This window comes from Cupriavidus sp. 01L46, from assembly GCF_056399905.1.
Genome location: NZ_JBFTSF010000396.1, coordinates 1 through 6,801 on the forward strand (window position 1 = coordinate 1; position 6,801 = coordinate 6,801).

Here is a 6,801-nt window from a genome sequence, read left to right on the forward strand (position 1 = left end):
CTTAAGGCGATGCGAGTTTGGGTCCCGGCCGCTCTTTTCGCCGAAGCCCGAGGGGGTAGTCGCCCCATCCGGCGCGCCTTTTTTGCCTACTTTTTTGGCAAGACAAAAAAGTAGGTCGCCGCCCCGCAGGGGTGGTGAAACTGCAGTTGCCCTTGACGTTAAGCAGCTGAAGTTGAAGCTGATTTTGCGGTTGCAGTTGCAGTTACAGCCAACCACCAACCACCACCCCCCCCTTACCCCCCAAACGCCGCCGCAGCCCGCTGCAACCGATCCCGAACCCCATCCCACTCATGCCCAACCGGCAAGGCCTCAAACACCAGCCGCGCAAAACCCTCCCCATCCAGCCGACGCAACAAGCTATAAAGCGCACGCGCATAACCCTCGGCATCGGCGGGCGCCTGCACCCACACACAGCGCGGATCGGCAGCCGCCTGAGCACCAACCCACGCCACTCGCGCGTCGGCGGGCAAATTGACCAACTGCGCAGGCAAATCTGCAGCAGAGCACAAACCCAACGGCGTATGCGGCGCATAGTGCGCCTTCAGCGTACCTGACGCGCGCGGCGCGGCAGCATCCGGCGGCAACGGCGTAACGCCCAGCACCTGCGCCATCATGGCCGGCGTGATGGCGCCCGGGCGCAGCAGCACCGGGCCAATGCCCTGCTCCAGCCGCGACAGATCCACGATGGTCGATTCGATGCCAACCTCAACGTCATCGCCTTCCAGCACGAAGACCGCGTCGCCAAACTCGTCGCGCACGTGCTGCGCCGTGGTCGGGCTGACCTGCCCAAACTTGTTCGCGGACGGCGCGGCAATGCCGCCGCGCCCACGCTTGAAGCGGCTCAGCAGCGCCTGCGCAACCGGATGCGACGGGCAGCGCAGGCCAATGTTGTCCTGGCCGCCGGCAACCGCCGCCGGGATATGCGCGGCGCGCTTGAGGATCAGCGTGAGCGGGCCGGGCCAGAAGGCGTCGATCAGGTCTTGCGCGGCCGGTGGCACATCGTCCACCCAGTAGCTGATGTCGCCGCCATCCACCACGTGCACGATGATCGGGTGATTGGACGGGCGCCCCTTGGCCGCGTAGATGCGGGCGATGGCCTCGGGGTTTTCCGCGTCGGCGCCCAGGCCGTAGACCGTCTCGGTCGGAAAGGCGACCAGCTCGCCGGCCTCCAGCAGTTGGACCGCTTGGTCAAGTTCGGCGGGCGTGGGCATGCGCGACATCGGGAATCTCTGGGGTGGCGTTACAGCGAAGCTACGGAGCTACAGAGCTACAGAGCTACGAAAGCAGGAAAACGGAAAAGCCCGGCGCATGCGTCGGGCAAGCCATCAAGGCGCGATGTGCAGCGCCGTCAAGGCCGCGTCGAAGGCCCGCTCGGCATCGGTTGCCGCGCCGCCCACGCAATTCACGTGGCCCATCTTGCGCGAGGGGYGCGCATCGCTCTTGCCGTACAAGTGCAGCTTGGCGCCGGGTTGGGCCACGACTTCGTCCCAGGCCGGCGTGCGCTCCAGGCCGAATTCGAACCACACATCGCCCAGCAGGTTGAGCATCTTGCCGGCCGAATGCTGGCGCGTGCTGCCCAGCGGCAGGCGCGCCATGGCGCGCACCTGCTGCTCGAACTGGCTGGTCTCGCAGGCGTCCATGGTGATGTGGCCGGAGTTGTGCGGGCGCGGCGCCATTTCGTTGGCGACCAGCGAGCCATCGGTCAGCACGAAGAACTCGATGCACAGCACGCCCACATAGCCCATCTCGGTGGTGATGGTGGCGGCCGCGGCGCGGGCGCGCGCGGCGATCTCGTCGGAGACGCTGGTGGACGGCATCACCGTGGAGAACAGGATGCCGTCGCGGTGCACGTTTTCGGCGAGCGGCCAGGTGGCGGTGGTGCCGTCGGCAGCGCGCGCGGCCAGTACCGAAACCTCGTAGGCCAGCGGCAACATCTTTTCCAGCACACACGGCACGTGCTGCATGGCGCGCCACGCAGCGCGCACGTCTTCGCGGGTCCTGACGCGGGCCTGGCCCTTGCCGTCATACCCCATGCGCGCGGTCTTGAGGATGCCGGGCAGCAGGTCCTCGGGCACCTGGTCGACATCCGCGTCGTGCTGGATCACCCAGTGCGGCGCGGTGGGCACGCCGGTGCGCTCGGCGCAGGAAGCGAAGAACTTCTTCTCGCCGATGCGGTTCTGCGCGATCGACACGCAATAGCCGCGCGGCGCGACAAAGGCGCCSAGTTGCTCCAGSCGGTCSAGCGASAGCGASGGCACGTTCTCGAACTCGGTASTCACCGCCKSGCASAGCTKGSCCATCTCGGCCAGCGCSGCTTCRTCSGTATAGRCCGCGCAGATGTGCTTCTCGGCGATCGTGCCGGCCGGGCTGTCCTGGTCCGGATCGAGCACGCAAACCTTGTAGCCCATCGACTGCGCGGCATGGGTGAACATGCGGCCGAGCTGGCCGCCGCCCAGCATGCCTAGCCAGGCGCCGGGCAGCACCGGCGCGCTGGGATTGTCGATGCCGAACTCGGCACGCGACTCCGGCGTGTGGGCTTCGACCAGGTGGGGATGGATATCGGTTGGCATTGCGCGTCTTTCCGGATTCGGGGGCTTGGGGCTAGTCGGTGTGCGTGCGAATGTGCGTATTACACCGGCAGCGTCATGGCGCGGGCAGCTTCGGTCTGCTTGGCGCGGAACGCTTCCAGCGCGGCGGCCAGCGCGTCGTCGGTGGTGGCGAGCGTGGCGATGGCGTGCAGCGCGGCATTGGCGGCGCCCGCTTCGCCGATGGCGAAGGTGGCAACCGGCACGCCCTTGGGCATCTGCACGATCGACAGCAGCGAGTCCTCGCCACGCAGGTAGCGCGACGGCACCGGCACGCCGAACACCGGCACGATGGTCTTGGCGGCGATCATGCCGGGCAGGTGCGCGGCACCGCCGGCACCGGCGATGATGGCGCGCAGGCCGCGCTCGCGCGCGGTGGCGGCGTACTCGAACATGTCGTCGGCCATGCGGTGGGCGGAGACCACGCGCGCCTCGAAGGCCACGCCGAAATCCTTCAGCATGGCGACCGCGTTCTGCATCACGTCCCAGTCGGAACTGCTGCCCATCACAACGCCGACCAGCGGCTTGGCTGTATTGCTCACGTTAAGTCCTTAAAAATCTGTCTGGCGCTTGGGGACCGCGCCAACCTTCGTCCTGCGTTGGTTCGCTCCCCTCTCCCCCTGAGGGGAGCGGGAGTGACAGCCGTCGTCATTGCAGACGGCTTTGGCGCACCGGCCGGCTACGGCCAGCGCCGCCCAACATTACTGCAGTTCCTCGCCGGTCAGGCGCGTCAGCGCCTCGCGGTACTTGGCGGCGGTCTTCTCGATCACGTCGGCCGGCAGCGCGGGCGCCGGGGCGGTCTTGGGCCAGGGCTTGCCGTCGATGCGCACCGCTTCCAGCCAGTCGCGCACGAACTGCTTGTCGAAGGACGGCGGGTTGGTGCCGACTTCGTACGAATCCGCGGGCCAGAAGCGCGAGGAATCGGCGGTCAGCACTTCGTCCATCAGCGTCAGCGTGCCGTTCTCGTCCAGGCCGAACTCGAACTTGGTGTCGGCGATGATGATGCCGCGAGTGGCGGCGTAGTCGGCTGCTTCCTTGTACAGGCGGATCGAGATGTCGCGCATCTGGCGGGCCAGGTCGGCACCGATGCGCTCTTCCGTTTCCGCGAAGGAGATGTTCTCGTCGTGCTCGCCCATCTCGGCCTTGGCGGCCGGGGTGAAGATCGGCTCGGGCAGCTTCTGCGCGTTCTGCAGGCCGGCGGGCAACGCGATGCCGCACACGCTGCCGGTGGCCTGGTAGTCCTTCCAGCCGCTGCCGGCCAGGTAGCCGCGCACCACGGCTTCCACCAGGATCGGCTTGAGGCGCTTGACCACCACGGCGCGGCCTTGCACCTGCTCGACTTCGGCCGGGCTCACCACGGTCTCGGCGGCAACGCCGGTTTCGTGGTTCGGCACGATGTGAGCCAGCTTCTTGAACCAGAAGTTGGCCATCTGGTTGAGCACGCGGCCCTTGGCCGGGATCGGCTCGCCCAGGATGACGTCGAAGGCCGACAGGCGGTCGGTGGTGACGATCAGCAGCTTGTCGTCGCCGACGGCGTAGTTGTCGCGGACCTTGCCGTGGCCGAGCAGCGGCAGCGAAGTGATGGAGGACTGGTAGAGAGCGTTCGACATGGCGGTTCGGTGGTTCGGTGGTTCCGATGGGAGGCACTAACAGAATGATTCTGGCGCCGGGCCAGAACAACTGCTTCGCTTCATTTTGTTAGCGCTTTTCAGCGCCCCGGCGCCGGGGCCTGAAAAGCGTCGTCCCCGCGCCTGCCCGTTTGACGGGATCGGGGCGGGGACGGCACGGGGTCCTGCTTATTGCACGACCTGGGCGAGCTCGCCCGACTTGTACTTCTGCGCGATGGCGTCGAGCGAGACCGGCTTGATCTTGGCGGCCTGGCCTTCGCAGCCGAAGGCGACGTAGCGTGCCTTGCAAACCAGCTTGGCAGCTTCGCGGGCCGGCTTCAGGTATTCGCGCGGGTCGAACTTGCTCGGGTTCTCGGCAAAGAAGCGGCGGATCGCGCCGGTCATGGCAAGGCGGATATCGGTGTCGATATTGATCTTGCGCACGCCGTACTTGATGGCTTCCTGGATTTCCTCGACCGGCACGCCGTAGGTTTCCTTCATGTCGCCGCCGAACTGGCGGATTTCCGCGAGCAGTTCCTGCGGGACCGACGACGAGCCGTGCATCACCAGGTGGGTGTTGGGGATGCGGGCGTGGATTTCCTTGATGCGGTTGATCGCCAGGATATCGCCAGTGGGCTTGCGGGTGAACTTGTAAGCGCCATGCGAGGTGCCGATGGCGATTGCCAGGGCGCCTTCCACGGTCACGCCGATGGCGTGCGAGAGCTGCACCACCTTGCGGGTCACTTCGATGTTGTACTCGTAGTCGGACGGGGTCTTGCCGTCTTCACGCAGCGAGCCATCCATCATCACCGAGGAGAAGCCCAGGTCGATCGCGGCCTGGCAGATCGCCGGCGACTGGCCGTGATCCTGGTGCATCACCACCGGGATATGCGGATAGGCTTCCACCGCGGCTTCGATCAGGTGACGCAGGAAGTGCTCGCCGGCGTACTTGCGTGCGCCTGCGGAGGCTTGCATGATCACCGGCGCATTGACTTCGTCGGCGGCCTGCATGATGGCCTGAACCTGTTCCAGGTTGTTCACGTTGAAGGCGGGCAGCGCGTAGCCGTTTTCGGCGGCGTGGTCGAGCAGCTGGCGCATCGATACGAGTGGCATGTCAAACTCCTAAAGAAAGAATGGGGTGTCTCGTTTAATGATTGATTGATCTGTTCGATCTGGTCGATCTGGTCGTTCTTTGCTTTCTTTGCTTTTCGCGTGAGACACCGTCTCAACGCGATTCATCCTGGGTGATCCTGTGCGCTCAAGCGCCGGCTGTCTGTCCGGCGCGGCGCCTATCAGGCGCCCACCCGGACAATCTTCAGCGTATTCGTGCCACCCGGCTGGCCCATCGGCTCGCCAATGGTCAGCACGATGAAGTCACCGCGCTGCACCACACCTTGCGACAGCAGCAGTTCTTCAGCCTGTTCCAGCGCGGTGTCGCGGTCGGCGCTGGCTTCCAGCGGCAGCGGCACTACGTTGCGGTACAGCTGCATCTTGCGCTGCGAGGCCAGGTTGGGCGTCATCGCGTAGATCGGCACATGGATGCGATGCCGGCTCATCCACAGCGCGGTGGCGCCGGAATCGGTCAGCGCGGCAATGGCCTTTACCTGCAAATGATAGGCGGTGAACAGTGCGCCCATGGCGATCGACTGGTCGATGCGGCCAAAGGTCTGGTTGAGGAAATCGGTGTCGAGCTGGACCACCTCGGATTTCTCGGCCTCCAGGCATACCACGGCCACAGTTTCCACCGTCTCCACCGGGTAGCTGCCGGCGGCGGTCTCGGCCGACAACATCACGGCGTCGGTGCCATCCAGCACGGCGTTGGCCACGTCCGACACCTCGGCGCGCGTGGGCACCGGGTTGACGATCATGCTCTCCATCATCTGGGTGGCGGTGATGGTCAGCTTGTTGGCTTCCCGCGCCAGCCGGATCATGCGCTTTTGCAGCGCCGGCACGGCCGCGTTGCCCACCTCCACGGCCAGGTCGCCGCGGGCCACCATGATGCCGTCGGAGGCTTGCAGGATTTCCTCGAGCACGCCCGGGCGGATGGCCTCGGCGCGCTCGATCTTGGCGATCATGCGGGCCTTGTGCTGGTGCGGCTGGCCGGCCACCGCGGCAAGCTGGCGGGCCATTTCCATGTCGGTGGCGTTCTTCGGGAAGCTCACCGCGACATAGTCCGCGCCCAGCGCCATGGCGGTCTTGATGTCGTCCATGTCCTTGGCGGTCAGCGCCGGCGCCGACAGCCCGCCGCCCTGGCGGTTGATGCCCTTGTTGTTGGACAGCTCGCCGCCGATCTTCACCTTGGTGAAGATCTCGTGGCCGATCACGCGTTCCACCACCAGCACGATCAAGCCGTCGTTGAGCAGCAGCAGGTCGCCCGGGCCGACGTCGCGCGGCAGGTCCTCGTAATCGAGGCCGGCGCGCTCCTGGTTGCCCAGGGTGCAGGTGGCGTCGAGGATGAAGGGCTCACCCGCCTTCAGCGTGATCTTGCCGTGCTCGAACTTGCCCACGCGGATCTTCGGGCCTTGCAGGTCGGCCATGATGGCGACTTCGCGGCCGCACGCCTTGGCCGCCTCGCGCACCAGGCGGGCGCGCTCGATGTGGTCTTCGGC

Annotated in this window: 6 protein-coding genes; all 6 read right to left on the bottom strand. The window is 66.2% G+C overall.

The annotated features are described in order from the left end of the window. Positions 1–233 precede the first annotated feature (233 nt). Positions 234–1,220, bottom strand: coding sequence for an L-threonylcarbamoyladenylate synthase (locus AC1DS3_RS35185; RefSeq protein ID WP_477109449.1), 987 nt, complete (start codon positions 1,218–1,220; stop codon positions 234–236). A 105-nt stretch (positions 1,221–1,325) separates the two neighbouring features. Further along, positions 1,326–2,570 carry a 5-(carboxyamino)imidazole ribonucleotide synthase gene (locus AC1DS3_RS35190; RefSeq protein ID WP_477129001.1) on the bottom strand — a complete coding sequence of 415 codons (1,245 nt, stop codon included), beginning with the start codon at positions 2,568–2,570 and terminating at the stop codon, positions 1,326–1,328. 59 nt (positions 2,571–2,629) lie between these two features. Beyond that, complete coding sequence (gene purE / locus AC1DS3_RS35195) at positions 2,630–3,127, bottom strand: 5-(carboxyamino)imidazole ribonucleotide mutase (protein ID WP_006158083.1); 498 nt, start codon at positions 3,125–3,127, stop codon at positions 2,630–2,632. 159 nt (positions 3,128–3,286) lie between these two features. Continuing rightward, on the bottom strand, positions 3,287–4,195 hold the full coding sequence (locus AC1DS3_RS35200) for a phosphoribosylaminoimidazolesuccinocarboxamide synthase (protein ID WP_441641391.1): 909 nt from the start codon (positions 4,193–4,195) through the stop codon (positions 3,287–3,289). Between the two features lie 186 nt (positions 4,196–4,381). Beyond that, positions 4,382–5,305, bottom strand: coding sequence for a class II fructose-bisphosphate aldolase (locus AC1DS3_RS35205; RefSeq protein WP_477129002.1), 924 nt, complete (start codon positions 5,303–5,305; stop codon positions 4,382–4,384). Between the two features lie 179 nt (positions 5,306–5,484). Continuing rightward, the coding region (gene pyk, locus AC1DS3_RS35210; RefSeq protein ID WP_477129003.1) for a pyruvate kinase at positions 5,485–6,801 on the bottom strand (1,317 nt) is incomplete at its 5' end.